A 22,297-nucleotide genomic window follows, 5' to 3' on the forward strand; every position below is an offset into this window, starting at 1 on the left:
TACAGGAGCCCGCGTTTCCTGTAGGAGCGGCCTTGTGTCGCGAAAGGGCTGCGCAGCAGCCCCAAGTCAGGCAACACATCTTCTACAGGCCTGCGCTAGCGCCCGCCCATGATCGCAATGTAATCCTGGGTCCAGCGGCTATAGGGCACGAACTTGCCGCCCTGGGCCTGTGGGGTTTTCCAGAAGGCGATCTTGTCGAAGTTGTCGAAGCCGTTGGTCTTGCACCCTTCAGCCCCCAGCAGTTCACTGCCGGTACAGGCTGCCGGCACGGCCGGCAACGAGCCGAACCAGGCCGCGACATCGCCCTGCACCTTGGGTTGCAGCGACCAGTCCATCCACTTGTAGGCGCAGTTGGGGTGCTTGGCCTCGCTGTGCAGCATGGTGGTGTCGGCCCAGCCGGTGGCGCCTTCCTTGGGAATGGTCGAGGCCACCGGCTGGTTCTCGGCCTTCAGGCCGTTGACCATGTAGCCCCACGAACTGGAGGCGACCACGCCTTCGTTCTTCACGTCGCTCATCTGCACCGTGGCGTCGTGCCAGTAACGGTGGATCAGCGGTTGCTGCTGGCGCAGCAGTTCGAGTACGGCCTTGTACTGTGCTTCATTGAGCTCGTACGGGTCCTTGATGCCCAACTCGGGTTTGGCCGACTTCAGATACAGCGCCGCGTCGGCGATGTAGATCGGCCCGTCATACGCCTGCACGCGGCCCTTGTTCGGCTTGCCATCGGGCAGGTCCTGCGGCTCGAACACCACATTCCAGCTGGTCGGTGCCTGCTTGAAGGTATTGGTGTTGTACAGCAGCACGTTCGGGCCCCACTGGTACGGCGTGCCGTACACCTGCTTGTCGACCACGTACCAGCCGCCGTTCTGCAGGCGCGGGTCGATGTTCTTCCAGTTGGGGATCAGCGCCGTGTTGATGGGCTGCACGCGCTTGCCGACGATCAGGCGCAGCGAGGCGTCACCGGACGCGGTGACCAGGTCGTAGCCGCCCTTGGTCATCAGGCTGACCATTTCATCGGAGGTGGCAGCGGTCTTGACGCTGACCTTGCAGCCGGTTTCCTTCTCGAAGCCCGTGACCCAGTCGTAGGCCTTGTCGCTTTCACCGCGCTCGATATAGCCGGGCCAGGCGACGATATCCAGCCGGCCTTCGCCGGCGCCCAGGGCCTTGGGCAACTCGGCGGCCTGCAGGCCGGCGCTGGCCAGCAGCGCGCCGGTCACGGCGCCGAGCAATGCGGTCTTGTGCACTGACATGGTGTTCCCTCTTCTTGGAGATCTTGGTCGGGGCAGTCGTCAAGCAAGCAGTGAAGCGATGGTTATAAGCGTAGTCGCCTGTGCAAGTGGTTGGCGATGACGAGTCTAGTTGGCTTTTTGCCAGCTAATGCAAGATCCGGAAGCAAATCGTGTACGGCTTTTCGCAGGTCAATGAACGTGCAAATGGCCTGTCCGTCAGGGATAGAGGCCTGAATACCTCGCATTTCAGCCGCAAAAGCGTAGGAAGCCTGGGCTATACTTCGGCGATTTTTCCCGCTCGTTGTGAATTCCTGAGGGCTGAATGTGAAGAACTGGACCTTGCGCCAACGGATCCTGGCAAGTTTCGCCGTGATCATCGCCATCATGCTGCTGATGATCGTAGCCGCCTACTCGCGGCTGGTGACGATCGAAAGTGCCGAGGAGGCCGTGGGGACAGACAGTATTCCGGGTGTCTACTACAGCTCGATGATCCGCAGCGCCTGGGTCGACAGCTACGTCACCAGCCAGCAGCTGGTGGGCCTGTCGAACCACCGTGAGATAACCCCGGCCGACATGGAGCTGTTCAAGAGCTTCGATGATCGCCTGAAGCAGTACATGGCCAGCTACCAGGGCACTATTCAGGACACCGATGACCAGGAACGTTTCGATGTCTTCGTCAAGCTTGAGGAAAGCTACCTCAAGATCGTCGGCCAGGTGCTTGAAGCCTACCGCCAGCACAACTACGCCGAAGCCGAGCGGCTGATCGGCGATGTGCTGACTCCTGCCTGGGTAGAAGGGCGCAAGCACCTCAACACGGTCATCGAGCACAACCGCGAGTCTGCGGATGCCGCGACCCGTGAAATTGTCAGTGCCGTGAGCACTGCCAAGGGCAGCATGATGGTTTCGCTGCTGCTGGCGATCGTGGCCGCCGGCATCTGCGGTTTGCTGCTGATGCGCGCCATCACCGCACCGGTACAACGCGTGGTGCATGCCCTCGACAAACTGCGTTCGGGCGACCTCAGCATGCGCCTGAGCCTGGACCGCAAGGACGAGTTCGGCGCCATTGAAAGCGGCTTCAACGAAATGGCCGAGGCCCTGGCCAACTTGGTGGCCCAGGCGCAGCGCTCGTCGGTGCAGGTGACCACCTCGGTCACCGAGATTGCCGCCACCTCCAAGCAGCAGCAGGCCACCGCCACCGAAACGGCCGCCACCACCACCGAGATCGGTGCCACCTCGCGTGAAATCGCCGCCACCTCGCGTGACCTGGTGCGCACCATGACCGAGGTCACTTCCGCCGCCGACCAGGCATCGAGCCTGGCAGGTTCCGGCCAGCAGGGCCTGGCGCGCATGGAAGAGACCATGCACCAGGTGATGGGCGCCGCCGACTTGGTCAACGCCAAGCTGGGCATCCTCAACGAGAAGGCCAGCAACATCACGCAAATGGTGGTGACCATCGTCAAGGTGGCCGACCAGACCAACCTGCTCTCGCTCAATGCCGCCATCGAAGCGGAAAAGGCTGGCGAATATGGCCGCGGTTTTGCCGTGGTCGCCACCGAGGTGCGGCGCCTGGCCGACCAGACGGCCGTGGCCACCTACGACATCGAGCAGATGGTGCGCGAGATCCAGTCGGCGGTGTCGGCTGGGGTGATGGGCATGGACAAGTTCTCTGAAGAAGTGCGCCGCGGCATGTTCGAGGTGCAGCAGGTGGGCGAGCAGCTGAGCCAGATCATTCACCAGGTCCAGGCCCTGGCGCCGCGGGTGCTGATGGTCAACGAGGGCATGCAGGCCCAGGCCACCGGTGCCGAGCAGATCAACCAGGCCCTGGCCCAGCTCAGCGATGCCAGCACCCAGACGGTGGAGTCACTGCGCCAGGCCAGCTTTGCCATCGATGAGCTGAGCCAGGTGGCCGCCGGCCTGCGCGGTGGTGTATCGCGCTTCAAAGTCTGACCAGCATGACCGACCTGCATTCCTCCCCGGCAGCGCTGGCTCGCGCCAAGGGCACGCTGTACCTGCAGTTTCGCCTCAACCAGCAGCGCTTTGCCCTGGATGTGCGCGAAGTGATCGAGGTGCTACCGCGCCGGCCACTCAAGCCGATTGCCCAGGCGCCGGCCTGGGTGGCCGGCATCCTGGCGCATCGCGGTGTGCTGGTGCCGGTGGTCGACCTCAGCGCGCTGAGCTTTGCCCAGCCGGCCGCCGAGCGCACCAGCACGCGCCTGGTGCTGGTGCGTTACCGTCGCGAACAGGTGCTGGGGCTGATCCTCGAGCAGGCCACCGAAACCCTGCGCTGTATGCCGGACGAGTTCCAGCCCTATGGCCTGGACAACGGCGAAGCGCCTTACCTGGGCCCGGTCCGCCAGGACGCCCAAGGCCTGCTGCAGCGCATCGAGGTGGATGACCTGCTGCCAGATAGCGTGCGCGAGCTGTTGTTCCCGCACGCGCCAGGGCAGGTGACGCCATGAGCGAGCAACGTTTCTTCCGCTTCCTGCAGGAGCGTATCGGCCTGGATGTCGAGTCGGTTGGCGTGCCGATGGTGGAGCGGGCCCTGCGCCAGCGCTGTGTCGCGCTGAATGCCGCCGACCTGGACGATTACTGGGTCCGCCTGCAGCAATCGGCGGACGAGCAATTGGCTCTGATCGAGGCGGTGATCGTCCCGGAAACCTGGTTCTTCCGCTACCCGGAGTCGTTCACCGCGCTGGTCGGTCTGGCCCAGAAACGCCTGGCCGAGTTGGCCGGCGAGCGGCCATTGCGCCTGCTCAGCCTGCCGTGCTCCACAGGTGAGGAGCCTTATTCGCTGGCCATGGCCTTGCTCGATGCGGGTATGAACCCGGCCGATTTCCGCATCGACGCTATCGATATCAGCCCTAGTTCGGTGGCCAAAGGCATACAGGGCGTCTATGGGCGCAACTCGTTCCGCGGCAGCGACCTGGCCTTTCGCGAGCGGCATTTCCGTGAGTGCGATGACGGCCACACGCTGGATGAACGGGTACGCCGGCAGGTGAACCTGGAAGTGGGCAATGTGCTCGACCCGACGCTGGCCGGCCGCAATGGCCAGTATGACTTCGTGTTCTGCCGCAACTTGCTGATCTATTTCGATGTGCCGACCCAGCAGCGGGTGTTCGAAGTACTCAAGCGCCTGGCGCAGCCGCAGGGCGTGCTGTTCATCGGCCCTGCCGAGGGCAGCCTGCTGGCACGGTTGGGGATGCGGCCATTGGGCATTGCCCAGTCGTTTGCCTATGTGCGGCAACCGGCGGATATACCCGCAGTGCCAGTCCTGCCACCCAGCCGCGTGGCGCCGCACGTTGCCCCAAGCCGTCCAAGGCCGGTGCCGCCTTCGCGGCCGCTGCGCACGGTTGCGCCTGTGCCTTCGGCAACTGAACCGCGCGAGAGCGAAAGCGAGTTGCTGGCCAGCATCGCGCGCCAGGCCAATGCCGGCGACAGCGCCCAGGCCCGTGCCAGTTGCCAGCGCTACCTGCGCCAGTTCGCACCCAAGGCCCAGGTCTACTACTGGCTGGGGCTGCTGAGCGATACGGAAGGTGACGCACAGCAGGCGTTGAGCCTGTACCGCAAGGCACTGTACCTGGAGCCGCAGCATCCTGAGGCATTGTTGCACCTGGCCACGTTGCTCGCTGCCCAGGGTGACGAAGCCGGTGCCCGTCGAATGCAGGAACGTGCGGCACGTGCTGGTCGGGAGTCTGAACGATGAAAGCTGAACACGCGATCGAGCTGCTGGCCAATGACGATGAGCGCATTGACGACTGCTGGAACCGTATGGGTGTACACGGCAGCAAGGACTGCCCGTTGCTGGAGCGGCATATCCATTGTCGCAACTGCGAAGTCTACGCGGCGGCGGCCACGCGCCTGCTCGACCGCTACGCGCTGATCGAAACGGACCTGGCGTACGAAACCGCCCCCGTCGAAACCTCGGCCGGGCGCTCGCTGCTGCTGTTCCGCCTGGGCGAAGAGTGGCTGGCCCTGGCCACTGCCTGCCTGGCCGAGATCGCCCCCCTGCAAGCGGTGCATTCTTTACCGCATCAACGCTCCCGGGTACTGCAAGGGGTCGCCAATGTGCGCGGCGCGCTGGTGCCGTGCCTGTCACTGGGCGACCTGCTGGGCGTGGAGCGCTTGTCCGAGCAGGCGCGCAGCGGTCGGGCCATGCCACGCATGCTGATCCTGGCAGCGTCGGGCGGGCCAGTGGTCATGGCGGTGGACGAGATCGATGGCATTCACCGCCTCGATGCCCCATTGCAGGGTGCTGGCGAGCATGCCGCACCGTTCACCGCTGCGGTCTTGCAATGGCGAGGGCGCAGTGTGCGGGTGCTGGACGATCAACACTTACTGTCTGCCGTGCAGCGGAGCCTGTCATGACCCCAGAGCAAATGCGCGACGCATCGCTGCTCGAACTGTTCAGCCTGGAGGCCGAGGCGCAGACCCAGGTGCTCAGTACCGGGCTGATGGCACTGGAACGCAATCCGACCCAGGCTGACCAGCTGGAAGCCTGCATGCGTGCGGCACATTCATTGAAAGGTGCGGCGCGCATCGTCGGCATCGATGCCGGGGTCAGCGTCGCCCACGTCATGGAAGACTGCTTGGTGGCGGCCCAGGAAGGGCGGTTGCTGTTGCGCGCCGAGCACATTGATGCACTGCTGCGCGGCACTGACTTGCTGATGCACATCGCCACCCCCGGCGACCCGAATGGCGAGGCGTTGGTGCCGGCGTTTCTGGTGCAAATGGCCAGCTTGCTCGACCCGACTGCGGCGCCGGCGGCGGCATCGGTTGCCGTCGAAGCACCGTTGCCCGAGGCCCCACCGCCCCAGCCTGAACCGGTGTTGCCGGCTGTTGAAGCTGACGTGGAGCCCGCTGCACCGCGCAAGGCCGGCAAACGCCCAGTTGAGGGCGGTGAGCGGGTTTTGCGGGTCACCGCCGACCGCCTGAACAGCCTGCTCGACCTGTCGAGCAAGTCATTGGTCGAGACCCAGCGCCTCAAGCCTTACCTGGCCACCCTGCAGCGCCTCAAGCGCATGCATGGCCAGGGCATGCGCGCCCTCGACGGCCTGAAAACGCAGCTCGAAGACAGTGGCCAGAGCCCCGAAGTGCTCGACGCCCTGGCCCAGACCCAGCGCCTGTTGCTGGAAACCCAGCAGATCCTGCAGCAGCAGGCCGCCGATCTCGACGAATTTGGCTGGCAGGCCAGCCAGCGAGCCCAGTTGCTGTACGACACGGCACTGGCCTGCCGCATGCGCCCGTTTGCCGACGTGCTCACCGGCCAGAGCCGCATGGTTCGTGACCTCGGGCGTTCGCTTGGCAAGCAGGTGCAATTGCAGATCGAAGGCGAGAAGACCCAGGTCGATCGCGACGTGCTGGAAAAGCTCGAAGCGCCGTTGACCCACTTGCTGCGCAATGCTGTCGACCATGGCATCGAACTGCCCGAGCGGCGCTTGCTGGCAGGCAAGCCGGAGGAAGGCACAATTCGCCTGCGCGCCTCGCACCAGGCCGGGCTGCTGATGCTTGAACTGAGCGATGACGGCGCTGGCATCGACCTTGAGCGCCTCAAGCGCAACATCGTCGAGCGCGGCCTGTCACCGGCCGACACCGTGGCGCAGATGAGCGAGGCCGAGCTGCTGACCTTCCTGTTCCTGCCGGGCTTCAGCCTGCGCGACAAGGTCACCGAGGTGTCTGGCCGTGGTGTTGGCCTGGATGCGGTGCAGCACATGGTCCGCGACCTGCGCGGTTCGATCGAGCTGACCCAGTTGCCCGGCCAGGGCTGTCGTTTCAACCTGGAAGTGCCGCTGACCCTGTCGGTGGTACGCAGCCTGGTGGTGGAAGTGGGCGGTGAGGCTTATGCGTTCCCGCTGGCGCATATCGAGCGCACCCTCGAGGTAATGGCCGATGACATCGTGCAGATCGAGGGCCGCCAGCACTTCTGGCATGAAGGTCGGCATATCGGCCTGGTGGCTGCCAGCCAGTTGCTCAACCGCCCGGCAGGGCAGGGTGAGGCCAACAGCCTGCGGGTGGTGGTGATCCGCGAGCGTGAGCAACTTTATGGGGTGGCCGTGGAGCGCCTGGTCGGCGAGCGGGTGCTGGTGGTGATGCCGCTCGACCCGCGCCTGGGCAAGGTCCAGGACATTTCCGCCGGGGCGTTGCTGGACGATGGCTCGGTGGTGCTGATCATCGATGTCGAAGACTTGCTGCGCTCGGTCGAAAAACTGCTCAGCACGGGCCGCCTGGAACGCATCGAGCGCGGCGTGCAAGGGGCGCGAGGTGCCAGCCGCAAGCGCGTCCTGGTGGTCGACGATTCGCTCACCGTGCGCGAGCTGCAACGCAAGCTGCTGAGCAACCGTGGCTACGACGTGGCGGTGGCGGTGGACGGCATGGACGGCTGGAACGCCCTGCGCAGCGAAGCGTTCGACCTGCTGATCACCGACATCGACATGCCGCGCATGGATGGCATCGAACTGGTCACCCTGGTGCGCCGCGACCAACGGTTGCAGTCGCTGCCGGTGATGGTGGTGTCGTACAAGGACCGTGAAGAAGATCGCCGACGTGGCCTCGACGCTGGAGCCGACTACTATTTGGCAAAGGCCAGCTTCCACGATGATGCGTTGCTGGATGCCGTGGTGGAATTGATCGGAGGTGCTCAGGGATGAAGGTCGCCATCGTCAACGATATGCCCATGGCGGTAGAGGCGTTGCGCCGGGCCCTGGCCTTCGAGCCCGCGCACCAGGTGATCTGGGTGGCCAGCAATGGCGCCGAAGCCGTGCGCATGTGCGCCGAGGACACCCCCGACCTGATTCTCATGGACCTGATCATGCCGGTGATGGATGGCGTCGAGGCGACCCGGCGGATCATGGCCGAAACGCCTTGTGCCATCGTCATCGTCACGGTCGACCGCAAGCAGAACGTGCACCGGGTGTTCGAGGCCATGGGGCATGGCGCCCTGGATGTGGTCGACACCCCCGCGCTGGGCGCTGGGGACGCCCGTGAGGCAGCGGCGCCGCTGCTGCGCAAGATCCTCAACATCGGCTGGTTGATCGGCCAGCAGCGGCCCGGTGCGAGCAAGCCGCTCGCCGCGCCCCTGCGCGAGGCCTCGCAGCGCAGTGGCCTGGTAGCCATAGGCTCGTCCGCTGGCGGCCCTGCCGCGCTCGAAGTCCTGCTCAAAGGCCTGCCGCGCGGCTTTTCAGCCTCGATCGTGCTGGTCCAGCATGTTGACCAGGTGTTTGCCGCCGGCATGGCCGAGTGGCTCGCCAGCGCCTGCGGCCTGCCGGTGCGCCTGGCTCGCGAAGGCGAGCCGCCACAACCCGGGCAGGTGTTGCTGGCCGGTACCAATCACCACATCCGCCTGCTGCAAGGTGGCCAGTTGGCCTACACTGCCGAACCCGTCAACGAAATCTACCGGCCCTCGATCGACGTGTTCTTCGAGAGCGTGGCGCGTTACTGGAACGGCGACGCGGTGGGCGTGCTGCTCACCGGCATGGGGCGCGATGGCGCCCAAGGCCTGAAGCTGATGCGCCAGCGGGGCTATCTGACGATTGCCCAGGACCAGTCCAGCAGTGCGGTGTACGGCATGCCCAAGGCCGCTGCGGCAATCGATGCAGCGGTTGAAATCCGCCCGCTTGAGCGAATTGCCGGGCGCTTGATGGAAATCTTTGCAAAATGACGACATTTATAGAATCGCGCCGCATGGACGGCCGTGATCAGGTGAATTCGAATGACTGATCTACCGATCGAAGGCTTCGCGACGCCCAACGAGAATTCGGCAATGGTCCTGTTGGTCGATGATCAGGCGATGATCGGCGAAGCGGTGCGACGTGGCCTGGCCCACGAAGAGAACATCGATTTCCACTTCTGTGCCGACCCGCACCAGGCGGTGGCCCAGGCCATGCGCCTCAAGCCCACGGTCATCCTCCAGGACCTGATCATGCCCGGCCTCGACGGCCTGACCCTGGTGCGCGAATACCGCAACAACCCGGCCACCCAGGACATCCCGATCATCGTCCTGTCGACCAAGGAAGACCCGCTGGTCAAGAGCGCGGCCTTCGCCGCCGGGGCCAACGATTACCTGGTCAAGCTGCCGGACTCCATCGAGCTGGTGGCGCGTATCCGCTACCACTCGCGCTCCTACCTGACCCTGCTGCAGCGCGACGAAGCCTACCGCGCCTTGCGCGTGAGCCAGCAGCAGCTGCTCGACAGCAACCTGATGCTGCAGCGGCTGATGAACTCCGATGGCCTCACCGGCTTGTCCAACCGCCGTCACTTCGACGAGTACCTGGAGCTGGAATGGCGCCGGGCCATGCGTGAGCAGCAGCAATTGTCGTTGCTGATGATCGATGTCGATTACTTCAAGGTGTTCAACGACAGCTTCGGCCACCTGGCCGGCGACGAGGCGTTGCGCCAGGTGGCCGAAGCCATTCGCGGTTCCTGCTCGCGGCCGACCGACCTGCCGGCCCGCTACGGTGGCGAGGAGTTCGCCCTGGTGCTGCCCAACACCTCGCCCGGCGGCGCACGCCTGGTCGCAGAAAAACTGCGCCAGACCGTGCTCGGCCTGAACATCGCGCACAGCGCGCCAACTGCCGACTCGCACCTGACCGTGAGCATCGGCCTGGCGACCCTGACGCCGGCCATCGGCAGCCATTGCCGGCAGCTGATTTCGGCGGCGGACAAGGGGCTGTACCTGGCCAAGAACAACGGGCGCAACCAGGTCGGGATTGCCTGAGGCCGATGCGGCTGCCCAACGGGCTGCCGCCGTTCTTTGGATGGGTTATACTCGCGGGCTTTTCACCGAATTCGCACGAGAGCCAGCCGCCCATGGAAATCCAACCAATCCTGAACACCATCAAGGACCTCACCGAGCGTTCCCTGTCCATTCGGGGGTATCTTTGACTACGATCACAAGCATGACCGCCTGATCGAAGTCAACCGCGAGCTGGAAGACGCTGCCGTCTGGAACAAGCCCGAGTACGCCCAGGCCCTGGGCCGCGAGCGTGCCATGCTGGCGCAGGTCGTAGAGACCCTGGACAAGATGGCCAACGGCCTTGCCGACTGCAAGGACCTGCTCGACATGGCTGTCGAGGAAGGTGACGAAGGCGCTGTGAGCGATGTCGAGACCGAGCTGCAGGCCTTGGAAGAATCCCTGGCCCAGCTTGAGTTCCGTCGCATGTTCAGCGGCGAGATGGACATGAACAACGCCTATCTGGACATCCAGGCCGGCTCCGGCGGTACCGAGGCGCAGGACTGGGCCAACATCCTGCTGCGCATGTACCTGCGCTGGGCCGACAAGCGTGGCTTCGACGCCACCATCATCGAACTGTCCGAAGGTGAAGTCGCCGGTATCAAAGGCGCCACCGTGCACATCAAGGGCGAGTACGCCTTCGGCTGGCTGCGCACCGAGATCGGCGTGCACCGCCTGGTGCGCAAGAGCCCGTTCGACTCCGGCGCGCGTCGCCACACCTCGTTCTCGGCGGTGTTCGTGTCCCCCGAGATCGACGACAAGGTCGAGATCGAGATCAACCCGTCCGACTTGCGCATCGACACCTACCGCTCCTCCGGTGCCGGTGGTCAGCACGTGAACACCACCGACTCGGCGGTGCGTATCACCCACGTACCGACCAACACCGTGGTGGCTTGCCAGAACGAACGCTCCCAGCACGCCAACAAGGACACCGCCATGAAAATGCTGCGGGCCAAGTTGTACGAGCTGGAAATGCAGAAGCGCAACGCCGCCTCCCAGGCGCTGGAAGACAGCAAGTCGGACATCGGCTGGGGCCACCAGATCCGTTCCTACGTGCTGGATGACTCGCGCATCAAGGACCTGCGGACCGGCGTCGAGCGCAGCGACTGCAACAAGGTGCTGGACGGCGACATCGACCAGTACCTGGAAGCGAGCCTCAAGCAGGGCCTGTAAGCCGCACACCACCGCCGCGCTGCCTGGCTACCCGCCGGTAGCGCGTGCCCTGCCCGAAAAGGGCAACGAATACCTGATGGAAAGAATGACGACATGAGCGACCTCAAGACCGAATCGCAAGACCTGCAACAGGAAGAAAACGCCCTGATCGCCCTGCGCAAGGAAAAACTTGCCGCAGAACGCGCCAAGGGCAACGCCTTCCCCAACGACTTCCGTCGCGACAGCTACTGCAACGACCTGCAGAAACAGTACGCGGACAAGACCAAGGAAGAGCTGGAAGCAGCCGCGATCCCGGTCAAGGTTGCCGGCCGCATCATGCTCAACCGTGGCTCGTTCATGGTCATCCAGGACATGACCGGCCGTATCCAGGTCTACGTCAACCGCAAGACCCTGCCGGAAGAAACCCTGGCCGCGGTCAAGACCTGGGACCTGGGCGACATCATCAGCGCCGAAGGCACCCTGGCCCGTTCCGGCAAGGGTGACCTGTACGTCGAGATGACCAACGTGCGCCTGCTGACCAAGTCGCTGCGCCCGCTGCCGGACAAGCACCACGGCCTGACCGACACCGAACAGCGCTACCGCCAGCGCTACGTCGACCTGATGGTCAACGAAGAAACCCGCCACACCTTCCGTGTGCGTTCGCAGGTGATCTCGCACATCCGCAAGTTCCTCATCGAGCGCGACTTCCTCGAAGTCGAGACGCCGATGCTGCAGACCATCCCTGGCGGCGCCGCGGCCAAGCCGTTCGAAACCCACCACAATGCCCTGGACATGGCCATGTTCCTGCGTATCGCGCCGGAGCTGTACCTCAAGCGCCTGGTGGTCGGTGGCTTTGAAAAAGTGTTCGAGATCAACCGCAACTTCCGTAACGAAGGCGTTTCGACTCGTCACAACCCTGAATTCACCATGCTCGAGTTCTACCAGGCCTACGCCGACTACCGCGACAACATGGACCTCACCGAGGAACTGTTCCGCGAGCTGGCGCTGCTGGTACTGGGCACCACCGATGTCCCGTATGGCGACAAGGTGTTCCACTTCGGCGAGCCGTTCGCGCGCCTGTCGGTATTCGACTCGATCCTCAAGTACAACCCGGAGCTGACTGCTGCCGACCTGCAGGACGTCGACCGTGCCCGCGACATCGCCAAGAAGGCCGGCGCCAAGGTGCTGGGCCACGAAGGCCTGGGCAAGCTGCAGGTTATGATTTTCGAAGAGCTGGTCGAGCACAAGCTGGAGCAGCCGCACTTCATCACCGAGTACCCGTTCGAAGTATCGCCGCTGGCCCGTCGTAACGACGAAAACCCGGCCGTGACCGACCGCTTCGAGCTGTTCATCGGTGGCCGCGAGATCGCCAACGCCTACTCCGAGCTCAACGATGCCGAAGACCAGGCCGAGCGCTTCCTGGCCCAGGTGGCCGAGAAGGACGCCGGTGACGACGAAGCCATGCACTACGACGCCGACTTCGTTCGCGCCCTGGAGTACGGCATGCCGCCGACTGCCGGTGAAGGCATCGGCATCGACCGCCTGGTGATGCTGCTGACCAACTCGCCGTCCATTCGCGACGTGATCCTGTTCCCGCACATGCGCCCACAGGCCTGAGTGAACTGAACAAGCCGCCTTTCGGGGCGGCTTTTTCTTGCCTGAAGCTTTATGTTGTCTGTACCGGCCCTATCGCGGCTGAAGCCGCTCCTACAGGCATCCGATGTCCTGTAGGAGCGGCTTCAGCCGCGATAGGGCCGGTACAGGCAACAGATGACTCGAACCATGAGGTAACCACTGTGACACCCGCAATGGCCCAACAAGGCGCCGCCGGCATTGCCACCGCCGTCGCCGAGAGCGTGCAGTACCAGGGTCGCAAGACCGCCCGTCAAGGCAGCGAACAGCGCCGCCAGCTGATCCTCGACGCCGCCATGCGCATCGTCGTGCGCGATGGCGTGCGTGGCGTGCGCCACCGTGCGGTGGCCGCCGAGGCGGGTGTGCCGCTGTCGGCCACCACTTACTACTTCAAGGACATCGAAGACCTGCTCACCGATACCTTCGCCCAGTATGTCGAGCGCAGCGCTGCCTACATGGCCAAGCTTTGGGCCAACACCGAGGTGGTCCTGCGCCAGCTGCTGGCCCAGGGTGATGGCAGCGTGCAGTCGCGGGCGCGACTGGCCGACGAAATCGCCCGTATGACCGCCGACTATGTCCAGCGCCAGTTGCTCAATCGCCGCGATTTCATGATGGCCGAGCAGGCCTTCCGCCAGGAGGCCCTGCTGTGCCCGCGCCTGGCGGAGCTTGTGTGCGCGCATGAGCAGATTCTGCTGCATGGTGCCCGTCAGCTGCTGCAGGTGGTCGGCTCGCAGCAACCGGAACAGGACGCCCAAATGTTGACGGCGATTATCGAGCAGATGGAATATCAGGGCCTGCTCAAGGATGCCGATGCGCAAGCCGATGGGCAGATGCTCGCTATGCTTACCCGTTACCTGCACTTGGTGCTGGCATCGGCCTGAGCTGAGACCGAACTTTCAAGGAGAACCTGATGAAAGCCTGGCGTGTGGTGTTGTTGACGTTGTCATTCCTCCTGCTGGGCGGTTGTCTGGTGACCTTTCATGAGCCGCTGCCGAGCAACCAGGCGGCGCCCAAGGCATTGCTCGGCAAATGGAGCAGCAAGGACGCGTGGGGCGAACCGCTGAAGCTGACCATCAGCCGCAGTGGCGGTGATGCCTACAAGGCGGTAGCCACGGCCAAAGGCAAGGCGCCGGAGGAATACACCTTCACCGTCTCGCGTCATGGCAACCGCTGGTACCTGTCGGCCGGCGTGCCCAAGCGCCTGGGCGGCAACTTCCTGATTGGCGGCTTCGACATCGTCGATGGCAAGGAATTGGTGGTCTACAACCTCGACGTCGAGCAGGTGCAGCAGGCGGTCGAGAAGAAGGAACTGAGCGGGCGCAGTACCGAGGTTGCGCAAGAAAACGAACAGGGCGTGCTGATCGACAGCCCGTCGCCGCGCGTGCTCGCCTATCTGGATGACCCGGCCAACTCCGACCTGTTCGTCGAAGTGGCGCGCTTCCAGCGCTCTGGCAAATGACCGTGTCGGCTTCTTCGCGGCTAAAGCCGCTCCCACAGGTACAGCGCCAGGCCTGAAGCTTGTGGTATCCCTGTGGGAGCGGCTTTAGCCGCGAAGAGGCCAGCACAGGTATCTTGTTCTAGAAAGGAGTCCCCGGTGGACGAATACCAGCAAACCATCCGCGCCCTGTCCGATCGCATCGTCGCGGCGCAGACCCCGATCCGGGTCCTGGACGCGGTGAAATGGGACGACAACATTCGCCAGGGCTTTCTCAAGGCCAAGGGCAAGGAGCCGCCTGCCGTTGACCGCGAGTACTACCTGGCCCGCCCCCTGGCGTTCGACTCCAGCGCGGTGAAGGCCGAGTTCCAGGCCATCGAGCGCGACATCATTCGCCAGCTCGGCCAGTTCAACCCGGTCGGGCAGATCATGAAGCGCATGTGCCGTGAGTACCGCATGGTCGTGCGCATGCTCGAAGCCCGCGGTACCGAAGACTTCGGGCTGATCTCCCAGGAGCTGTACGGCGCGGCCTCCGATGCCTTCCACGCCGGTGACCCGACCCTGGCCGACCTGGGGCTGATGCTCTCGGACTACCTGAACAACATCGACGGGCGCGGCGACCTCAAGGACGAGCCGAAGAACCTCACCGCCAAGGAGGCCGTGGACATCCTCCAGCGCCGCCTGAACAAGGTGTTCGGCGAGGCCGAGGAAACCATCCGCGTGTTCGAGTCGGACGGTATCGTCGCCGACGCCGCCGCCGGTGCCGACTACATCAAGGTGCGCGCCGATGCCATGTTCAACAACCGCGACGTGCGTGCGCTGGAGGTGCATGAAGGCCTGGTGCACGTGGGGACCACGCTAAACGGCCTGAACCAGCCGATCTGCACCTTCCTGGCCAAGGGCCCGCCCTCGTCGACAGTGACCCAGGAAGGCCTGGCGATCCTCATGGAAGTGATCGCCTTCGCCTCCTACCCCAGCCGCCTGCGCAAGCTGACCAACCGCACCCGCGCCATCCACATGGTCGAGGAGGGTGCCGATTTCCTGCAGGTGTTCGACTTCTTCCGCGAGCAGGGCTTCGAGATGGCGCAGAGCTACAGCAACGCCAGCCGGGTGTTCCGTGGCTCGGTGCCCAATGGCCTGCCATTCACCAAGGACTTGTCCTACCTCAAGGGTTTCATCATGGTTTACAACTACATTCAGTTGGCCGTGAAGAAGGGCAAGCTCGAACAGATTCCGCTGCTGTTCTGCGGCAAGACCACCCTGGAAGACATGCGCACCCTGCGCCAGCTGGTCGAGGAGGGGCTGGTGGAGCCGCCCAAGTACCTGCCGGAGCAGTTCCGCGACCTCAACGCGCTGTCGGCCTGGATGTGCTTCTCCAACTTCCTCAACCACTTGAGCCTGGATCGCATTGAAGCCGACTACGCGAACATTCTCTGAGCGCTGCCGCCTGCTGGTCCTGGGCATGCTCCTGCTCGGGTTGGGCGGTTGCAGCAGCCTGTTGTTCTACCCGGAACCCGGCGAGCCGTTCACCCCCGCAAGGGCCAAGCTGGAATACCGCGATATCAGCCTCACCACCGCAGATGGCCTGCGCCTGCACGGATGGTGGTTGCCGGCCAAGGCGGGTGTCGAGGTCAAGGGGACGGTGCTGCACCTGCATGGCAACGGCGGCAATCTGCCGGGGCATCTTGGCGGCAGCTACTGGCTGCCGGAGCAGGGCTATCAGGTGCTGATGATCGATTACCGCGGCTATGGCCTGTCCGAGGGCACGCCAAGCTTGCCCGAGGTCTATCAGGACATCGACGCAGCCATGGCGTGGCTGGCCCAGGCCCCCGAGGTCAAGGGCAAGCCCCTGGTGCTGCTTGGCCAGAGCCTCGGCGGGGCGATGGCGATCCACTACCTGGCGCAGCACCCCGAGCAGCGCCAGCGCTTCAGCGCCCTGGTGTTCGACGGTGTGCCAGCGAGTTACCGTGCGGTCGGCCGTTACGCCCTGAGTACCTCGTGGATGACCTGGCCGCTGCAGGTGCCGCTGTCCTGGCTGGTGCCGGACGGCGACAGTGCAATCCATTCGATCGAACAGCTGAGCAGCCCGCCGAAGCTGTTCTTCCACAGCATCGACGACCAGCTGGTGCCGATGGACAACGGCATTCGCCTGTACCAGCACGCACCGCCACCGCGGGTGCTGCAGCTGACCCGTGGGGGGCACGTGCAGACCTTCGCCGACCCGGTGTGGCGCCAGGTGATGCTGCGCTTCCTCGATGACCCCAGCCATTTCAACGGCCTGCGGCGGCTTGCCGAAGTGCCCAACTACCCTGACGAGAAGAACAAGCAATGAGTGAAGAACGCAACGCCATCCCGCTGATCCTGACCGGTGTCGGCAGCATCATCGTGACGGTGGGAGCCCTCTGGTACTACGGCTACCTGCATTTCGCCAAACCCGAGGATGCGCTGCTGCTGCAGGACTTCACCATGCTCAAGACGATTCCTGGCGAGGACTACAAGGTCTCCCTCGACCCGGCGCCGCAGGTGGCGCAGTGTGTGGATGGCGTGCTGGTGTTGTTCGATACCGAGCAGAAAGGCCTGACCGGTGTGCTGGTGGACAACCGCAAGCGCGCGGTGCGCTGCATGGGGCAGGAGACGCCGCAGCAGGTGCAGTGAAGTTCAAATCAGGCGGGAGCGGGCTGCATCATAGGCTGCGCTTCGTTCTCGCTTGCCTACGGCTATGACAATCACAACCACACGGTGATCGACTACACGGTAAACCAGTCGATAGCCGGCAGACCTCAGTTTGATCTTGTAGCAATCAGCCATACCGGAGAGTTTGTCTTTCTCCACCCTCGGCTGTGCAAGCCGCTCCTTCAGTTTTCTTGCAAACTGGAGCTGCAACGAGCCATCCAGCTTTCCGAACTCCTTCCTTGCCCTCACATCGAATTCAAGGTCGTAGCTTTTTGCTGCCTTCGGCTTCGGCAATGAGCTCATCGATATCCACTCTTACGGTGGGCCCTCCACGTCGTTGGCGGACAAGCTCAGCCAGATGCATGTCGTCGATCAGCTCCATCATCGCTTCGTAGCGCTCGGGTGGTACGGCATAGAACGCTGGTTCGTTGCGATTGAGGATGACCACGGTTTCACCGGCAGCCTCGCGGATGGTGCCCATGGGGTCTTTCTTAAGGTCGGTGATCGATGCTGCCAGATCGGCGAGGACGGGGTAGGTCACAGTTGTATCAACCCATTAATTCGGTTATTGGCAGCTGCAAGTCTAGTGCTTGCAAGAGTGCTTTTAAAGGTGCTTTTGTCAGCGTACATGTACGAAAAACCCCGCCATTGAGGCGGGGTTCCAGTTTCTTCGGCAGCCTTACTGCTGAATCTGGCTCACCGAACGCGGTGCCACCGGCTGGTTGTCATTGGAAATGGTCACCTCCACCCGACGGTTCTGCGCACGGCCCGAGTTGCTGCCGTTGTCCGCCACCGGGTATTCCTTGCCATAGCCCTGGGCGACGACGCGTGCCGGGTCTACGCCTGCACGTACCAGCGCCGCACGCACGCTGGCGGCACGGCGTTCGGACAGGCCCTGGTTGTAGTTGGCCGAGCCGACGCTGTCGGTGTAACCCTCGACGATCACCTTGCGCTCAGGGTTCTCCTGAAGGAACTGGGCCAGCTTGGTGATGTTCGGGTAGGCGTTGCTCTTGAGGGTGGCCTTGTTGAAGTCGAACAGCACGTCACCGAAGGTCACCAAGGTACCGCGGTCGGTCTGCTTGGCGTTGAGGCTTTCCTGCAGCTTGGCGATCTGCGCGTCGCGGGCATCGAGCTTGGCCTGGGCGCGCTGGGCCGAGGCGTTCTTCAGCTCGTTTTCGGCGGTACGCAGGGCGATGGTTTCCTTGGCCACTTCGACACGCTGGTTGGTCAGGTAGGCCAGCTGGTCGACCTTCTGGGTGTTTTCACGGTCCATGAAGGCCTTGTCGGCCTTGTTCAGCCAGTCCTGGGCATCCTTGGTCTCGAGTGCGGCAACCTTGCTCGACTGCGGGTCGCTCTGCAGCGCCGAGAAGTTGGTGCGGGCCGACTCCAGGTTGGGGTTAGGGTCGTGGGAGCAGGCAGCGAGGCCGACGCTCAGGGCCAGGAGGGCGGGAATCATGACGTAATTGCGCATAGTGTTCATCCTTTGATCAGTTGCGAAGGCTAGGGTTGGCGTGGCGGCGCTCACTGAGCGCTGCGCAGGCCTTCCTGACGCACGTCCTGAACGCCCTGGCGGGCATCCTGCACGGCCTTCTGGGCCTTGGCTGCCTGGGCCTTGCGCTCGGCAACGCGGGCGTCCCACTCGGCCTGCTCGGCCAGGCGTTTGGCCTCGTCATACTTCTTGTCGTGCATGGCGATTTCCGCCTGCTTGAACTTGTCCTGGGCCGCTTTCATTTCCACGGCAGCGAACTCGGTGCCACCGGCACTGACGGCGGAATTCACCGCGGACTGGGTAACGGCGTACTGCTCGGTAGGCGGGTTGCCAGCACAGCCGGCCAGGACCAGGCTACTGCCCAGGGCCAGCGCAGCCAGCTTCAACCCGCGCACGTGGCTGGATGTGGGTTTTGCGGTGCGGGTGTTGATGGTGGTCAGTTCCATTGGATCACTCCTGATTACGACGATGTCCGTAGCAGTCCATCGCTCAATCCCTGACATTGCGCTTGCGCTCAACGATGCACATGGCAGGAGTGCAGGGTTTTAGCGTGATGGCTATTGGCTGGGACTTGAGCGTTTTTTGAATGGTTCAGAAAAAATGCTCATTTCGGCTATTTTTTTCTGACTGATCGGTCAGCGAGTTTTGCCCGGAACTTTCGATGCCTGGAGTGGTTCCGGGCCTGTTGCAGGCCCGGAATATCGTGTTGCGCGTTCAGTTACCGCTGTCGTCGCCGGTGTTGCTGAGGTCATGCAGATGGCGCCGTGACAGCGCCAGAAAGCGCGGGGTGGGGCCGACGTCTTCGAACAGCGGGTCGCCTTCCTCGTCAGTGGCGATGACCTTGTGGCCCTGCACGTAAGGGAAGCTGGCTTCTATCTCTTCCAGCGCGGCGGCGACCAGTTCGCCGAGCAATTCCTCGGCGGTGCGCTTGGGGTACATGTCGATCAGGGCGGCCAGGCGTGCCTCGGACTCAAGGTCCAGGTGCAAGGCGTGGCCGGTGGGGCTCAGGGTGCCAGCGGCATTCTGTTCCCAGTGCTGGGCGAGTTCGCGGATTTTCATGATGACCTCTGTGATCGCCAGTAAAGGCTGCAGTGCATCGGACTGCGCTGCCTTAACTTTAGTTTGCTTTGCGCGATCGCGGCTTGCCATCGCGCCCCGGCAGTGGGCACTCTTGGGCCAGTGCTGTTTCCTGAGCAGAGTGCGGCGAGCCGCGCCGAAGAGAGGGCCAATGACTGATATCGATGTGCGCCTGCGTGAAGATGTCCATGTGTTGGGGGAGTTGCTCGGCGAGACCATTAGCCAGCAGTACGGTGATGCGTTCCTGCAGAAGATCGAGGACATCCGCCACAGTGCCAAGGCCGACCGCCGCAGTGCTGGCGAGCAGTTGAGCTCGACCCTGGCCGACCTTGCCGAAGAAGACCTGCTGCCGGTGGCGCGAGCCTTCAACCAGTTCCTCAACCTGGCCAACATGGCCGAGCAGTACCAGCTGATCCGCCGTCGCGATGCCGGCCAGCCAGAGCCGTTCGAGGCGCGGGTCTTGCCCGAACTGCTGGCGCGCCTGAAACAGGCCGGGCACAAGGATGACGCCCTGGCCCGGCAGTTGGCCAAGCTCGATATCCAGCTGGTGCTGACCGCGCACCCGACCGAAGTGGCGCGGCGTACGTTGATCCAGAAATACGATGCCATCGCCGGCCAGCTGGCCGTGCAGGACCATCGCGATCTGACGTCCGCCGAGCGCGAGCAGGTGCGTGAGCGCCTGCGCCGGCTGATCGCCGAAGCCTGGCACACCGAAGAAATCCGCCGCACCCGGCCAACCCCGGTGGACGAGGCCAAATGGGGCTTCGCGGTGATCGAACATTCGCTGTGGCATGCCATTCCCAACCACCTGCGCAAGGTCGACAAGGCGCTGTTCGACGCCACCGGCCTGCGCCTGCCGCTGGAAGCCGCACCCATTCGCTTCGCCTCGTGGATGGGCGGCGACCGTGACGGCAACCCCAATGTCACTGCCGCCGTGACCCGTGAGGTGCTGCTGCTGGCCCGCTGGATGGCCGCCGACCTGTTCCTGCGCGATGTCGATGCGCTGGCGGCCGAGTTGTCCATGCAGCAGGCCAGCAGTGCCTTGCGTGAACGCGTTGGCGACAGTGCGGAGCCGTACCGGGCGTTGCTCAAGCAGTTGCGTGACCGCCTGCGGGCGACCCGCGCCTGGGCCCAGCTCGCCTTGACCAGCAACCAGCCGGCCAGTGCCGAGGTGTTGGTGGACAACCGCGACCTGATCGCGCCGCTGGAACTGTGCTATCAGTCGCTGCATGAGTGCGGCATGGGTGTGATTGCCGATGGCCCGCTGCTCGACAGCCTGCGCCGGGCGGTCACCTTCGGCCTGTTCCTCGGTCGCCTGGATGTGCGCCAGGACGCCGCCCGGCATCGTGATGCGCTGGCGGAGATCACCGATTACCTGGGCCTGGGCAGTTATGCCGACTGGGACGAAGAACAGCGCATCGCCTTCCTCCAGGCTGAACTGAAGAACCGTCGGCCGCTGCTGCCGGCGCACTTCAAACCCCAGGCAGAGACCGCGGAAGTGCTGGCCACCTGCCGCGAGATCGCTGCGGCGCCGGGCGCCTCGCTGGGCTCCTACGTGATCTCGATGGCGGGTGCAGCCTCCGATGTGCTGGCCGTGCAACTGCTGCTCAAGGAAGCCGGCCTGACCCGGCCAATGCGCGTGGTGCCACTGTTCGAAACCCTGGCCGACCTGGACAACGCCGGACCGGTGATGGAGCGCCTGCTTGGCCTGCCGGGCTACCGTGCCAGCTTGCGCGGGCCGCAGGAAGTGATGATCGGCTATTCCGACTCGGCCAAGGATGCGGGCACCACGGCCGCGGCCTGGGCCCAGTACCGCGCCCAGGAAAACCTGGTGCGCATCTGCCGCGAGCATCAGGTCGAGCTGCTGCTGTTCCATGGCCGCGGTGGTACGGTCGGCCGTGGCGGCGGCCCGGCCCATGCGGCGATCCTGTCGCAGCCACCAGGGTCGGTGGCAGGGCGCTTCCGCACCACCGAACAGGGCGAGATGATCCGCTTCAAGTTCGGCTTGCCGGGCATTGCCGAGCAGAACCTCAACCTTTACCTGGCCGCCGTGCTTGAGGCCACCTTGCTGCCGCCGCCACCTCCAGAACCCGCCTGGCGCGCACTGATGGACCAGCTGGCGGCCGATGGCCTCAAGGCCTATCGGGGCGTGGTGCGGGAGAACCCTGACTTCGTCGAATACTTCCGGCAGTCCACCCCCGAGCAGGAGCTGGGCCGTCTGCCGCTGGGCAGCCGCCCGGCCAAGCGTCGTGCCGGAGGCATCGAAAGCCTGCGAGCAATTCCGTGGATCTTCGGCTGGACCCAGACACGCCTGATGCTGCCGGCCTGGCTGGGCTGGGAAACCGCCCTGAGCAATGCCCTGGCGCGAGGCCAGGGCGAGCTGTTGGCGCAGATGCGCGAGCAGTGGCCATTCTTCCGCACCCGCATCGACATGCTGGAAATGGTCCTGGCCAAGGCCGATGCACAAATCGCCGAGGCCTACGACCAACGTCTGGTGCAACCGGGCTTGCTTCCTTTAGGTGCGCACCTGCGCGACCTATTGTCGCAGTCGTGCCAGGTGGTGCTGGGCCTGACCGGGCAGCCGGTGCTACTGGCGCACAGCCCCGAGACCCTGGAATTCATCAGCCTGCGCAATACCTACCTGGACCCGCTGCACCGCCTGCAGGCCGAGCTGCTGGCCCGTTCGCGCAGCCGCGAAGCCGCTCTGGACAGCCCGTTGGAGCAGGCCTTGCTGGTGACCGTGGCAGGGATTGCCGCGGGCCTGCGCAACACCGGTTGAGGCCTGCCGTTGCGGCCCTTTCCTGTTGACAGGGAATCGGCCGAAACGGGGCGAGGAGGGTGGTTGCGCCGGGCGCAACCCCCTTCGGTTTTGCATACAAATGACGCAA

At 64.1% G+C, this 22,297-nt stretch carries 21 protein-coding genes; 15 read left to right on the top strand and 6 right to left on the bottom strand.

The window, feature by feature from the left end; all coding sequences use genetic code 11:
* Positions 1 to 95 precede the first annotated feature (95 nt).
* Positions 96 to 1,247: a putative ABC transporter substrate-binding protein YdcS gene (gene ydcS / locus N430_RS24345; protein ID WP_110639398.1), complete on the bottom strand. Its 1,152-nt coding sequence runs from the start codon at positions 1,245 to 1,247 to the stop codon at positions 96 to 98.
* 303 nt (positions 1,248 to 1,550) lie between these two features.
* On the opposite strand from ydcS, the gene N430_RS24350 reads away from it, so the two are divergent.
* From N430_RS24350 to N430_RS24415, 14 genes are all read left to right on the top strand, one after another.
* On the top strand, positions 1,551 to 3,173 hold the full coding sequence (locus N430_RS24350; RefSeq protein ID WP_110639397.1) for a methyl-accepting chemotaxis protein: 1,623 nt from the start codon (positions 1,551 to 1,553) through the stop codon (positions 3,171 to 3,173).
* Between the two features lie 5 nt (positions 3,174 to 3,178).
* A complete protein-coding gene (locus tag N430_RS24355; RefSeq protein WP_110639396.1) occupies positions 3,179 to 3,685 on the top strand; it encodes a chemotaxis protein CheW in 507 nt (168 codons plus the stop codon).
* The gene (locus tag N430_RS24360) at positions 3,682 to 4,929 is read left to right on the top strand and encodes a protein-glutamate O-methyltransferase CheR (protein WP_110639395.1); all 1,248 of its coding nucleotides are present in this window, start codon (positions 3,682 to 3,684) and stop codon (positions 4,927 to 4,929) included. Before N430_RS24355 ends, N430_RS24360 begins: the two co-directional genes overlap by 4 nt.
* Entirely contained in the window at positions 4,926 to 5,591 is a 666-nt protein-coding gene (locus tag N430_RS24365) for a chemotaxis protein CheW (protein ID WP_110639394.1), read from the top strand. The genes N430_RS24360 and N430_RS24365 overlap by 4 nt, the downstream gene beginning before the upstream one ends.
* A complete protein-coding gene (locus tag N430_RS24370; RefSeq protein WP_110639393.1) occupies positions 5,588 to 7,870 on the top strand; it encodes a hybrid sensor histidine kinase/response regulator in 2,283 nt (760 codons plus the stop codon). The genes N430_RS24365 and N430_RS24370 overlap by 4 nt, the downstream gene beginning before the upstream one ends.
* A complete protein-coding gene (locus N430_RS24375; RefSeq protein ID WP_110639392.1) occupies positions 7,867 to 8,880 on the top strand; it encodes a chemotaxis response regulator protein-glutamate methylesterase in 1,014 nt (337 codons plus the stop codon). The genes N430_RS24370 and N430_RS24375 overlap by 4 nt, the downstream gene beginning before the upstream one ends.
* Before the next feature lie 51 nt (positions 8,881 to 8,931).
* Complete coding sequence (wspR, locus tag N430_RS24380; RefSeq protein ID WP_110639391.1) at positions 8,932 to 9,936, top strand: Wsp signal transduction system regulator diguanylate cyclase WspR; 1,005 nt, start codon at positions 8,932 to 8,934, stop codon at positions 9,934 to 9,936.
* A gap of 92 nt (positions 9,937 to 10,028) precedes the next feature.
* Positions 10,029 to 11,124 (top strand): peptide chain release factor 2 gene (gene prfB / locus N430_RS24385; RefSeq protein WP_103445435.1). Its coding sequence is split into 2 segments (ribosomal slippage): positions 10,029 to 10,100 and positions 10,102 to 11,124, totalling 1,095 coding nucleotides; the frame shifts between segments, so codons are not numbered across the junction.
* A gap of 93 nt (positions 11,125 to 11,217) precedes the next feature.
* The gene (gene lysS / locus N430_RS24390) at positions 11,218 to 12,720 is read left to right on the top strand and encodes a lysine--tRNA ligase (protein ID WP_110639390.1); all 1,503 of its coding nucleotides are present in this window, start codon (positions 11,218 to 11,220) and stop codon (positions 12,718 to 12,720) included.
* Between the two features lie 191 nt (positions 12,721 to 12,911).
* On the top strand, positions 12,912 to 13,616 hold the full coding sequence (locus N430_RS24395; protein WP_110639389.1) for a TetR/AcrR family transcriptional regulator: 705 nt from the start codon (positions 12,912 to 12,914) through the stop codon (positions 13,614 to 13,616).
* 29 nt (positions 13,617 to 13,645) lie between these two features.
* The gene (locus N430_RS24400; protein ID WP_110639388.1) at positions 13,646 to 14,194 is read left to right on the top strand and encodes a hypothetical protein; all 549 of its coding nucleotides are present in this window, start codon (positions 13,646 to 13,648) and stop codon (positions 14,192 to 14,194) included.
* Between the two features lie 135 nt (positions 14,195 to 14,329).
* Positions 14,330 to 15,607 (top strand): flavohemoglobin expression-modulating QEGLA motif protein, encoded by a 1,278-nt coding sequence (locus tag N430_RS24405; protein WP_110639387.1) that lies wholly within the window; start codon positions 14,330 to 14,332, stop codon positions 15,605 to 15,607.
* Positions 15,579 to 16,502 (top strand): alpha/beta hydrolase, encoded by a 924-nt coding sequence (locus N430_RS24410; protein ID WP_110639386.1) that lies wholly within the window; start codon positions 15,579 to 15,581, stop codon positions 16,500 to 16,502. The genes N430_RS24405 and N430_RS24410 overlap by 29 nt, the downstream gene beginning before the upstream one ends.
* The gene (locus tag N430_RS24415; RefSeq protein WP_110639385.1) at positions 16,499 to 16,825 is read left to right on the top strand and encodes a hypothetical protein; all 327 of its coding nucleotides are present in this window, start codon (positions 16,499 to 16,501) and stop codon (positions 16,823 to 16,825) included. The genes N430_RS24410 and N430_RS24415 overlap by 4 nt, the downstream gene beginning before the upstream one ends.
* Before the next feature lie 3 nt (positions 16,826 to 16,828).
* Here the strand turns inward: N430_RS24415 and N430_RS24420 are convergent, their stop codons facing one another.
* From N430_RS24420 to N430_RS24440, 5 genes are all read right to left on the bottom strand, one after another.
* Positions 16,829 to 17,146: a type II toxin-antitoxin system RelE/ParE family toxin gene (locus N430_RS24420; RefSeq protein WP_110639384.1), complete on the bottom strand. Its 318-nt coding sequence runs from the start codon at positions 17,144 to 17,146 to the stop codon at positions 16,829 to 16,831.
* On the bottom strand, positions 17,100 to 17,384 hold the full coding sequence (locus tag N430_RS24425; protein WP_110639383.1) for a type II toxin-antitoxin system Phd/YefM family antitoxin: 285 nt from the start codon (positions 17,382 to 17,384) through the stop codon (positions 17,100 to 17,102). Before N430_RS24425 ends, N430_RS24420 begins: the two co-directional genes overlap by 47 nt.
* Before the next feature lie 138 nt (positions 17,385 to 17,522).
* Complete coding sequence (locus tag N430_RS24430) at positions 17,523 to 18,314, bottom strand: OmpA family protein (protein ID WP_110639382.1); 792 nt, start codon at positions 18,312 to 18,314, stop codon at positions 17,523 to 17,525.
* Between the two features lie 50 nt (positions 18,315 to 18,364).
* Positions 18,365 to 18,778 (bottom strand): DUF4398 domain-containing protein, encoded by a 414-nt coding sequence (locus N430_RS24435; protein ID WP_110639381.1) that lies wholly within the window; start codon positions 18,776 to 18,778, stop codon positions 18,365 to 18,367.
* 268 nt (positions 18,779 to 19,046) lie between these two features.
* Positions 19,047 to 19,391 (bottom strand): pilin assembly protein, encoded by a 345-nt coding sequence (locus N430_RS24440; RefSeq protein WP_110639380.1) that lies wholly within the window; start codon positions 19,389 to 19,391, stop codon positions 19,047 to 19,049.
* A 169-nt stretch (positions 19,392 to 19,560) separates the two neighbouring features.
* Between N430_RS24440 and ppc the strand changes: the two genes are divergently transcribed.
* Positions 19,561 to 22,188, top strand: a complete 2,628-nt coding sequence (gene ppc / locus N430_RS24445) for a phosphoenolpyruvate carboxylase (RefSeq protein ID WP_110639379.1) — start codon at positions 19,561 to 19,563, stop codon at positions 22,186 to 22,188.
* Positions 22,189 to 22,297 lie beyond the last annotated feature (109 nt).

The sequence above is a fragment of the Pseudomonas sp. CC120222-01a genome (genome assembly GCF_003097235.1).
Classification (GTDB): Bacteria; Pseudomonadota; Gammaproteobacteria; order Pseudomonadales; family Pseudomonadaceae; genus Aquipseudomonas.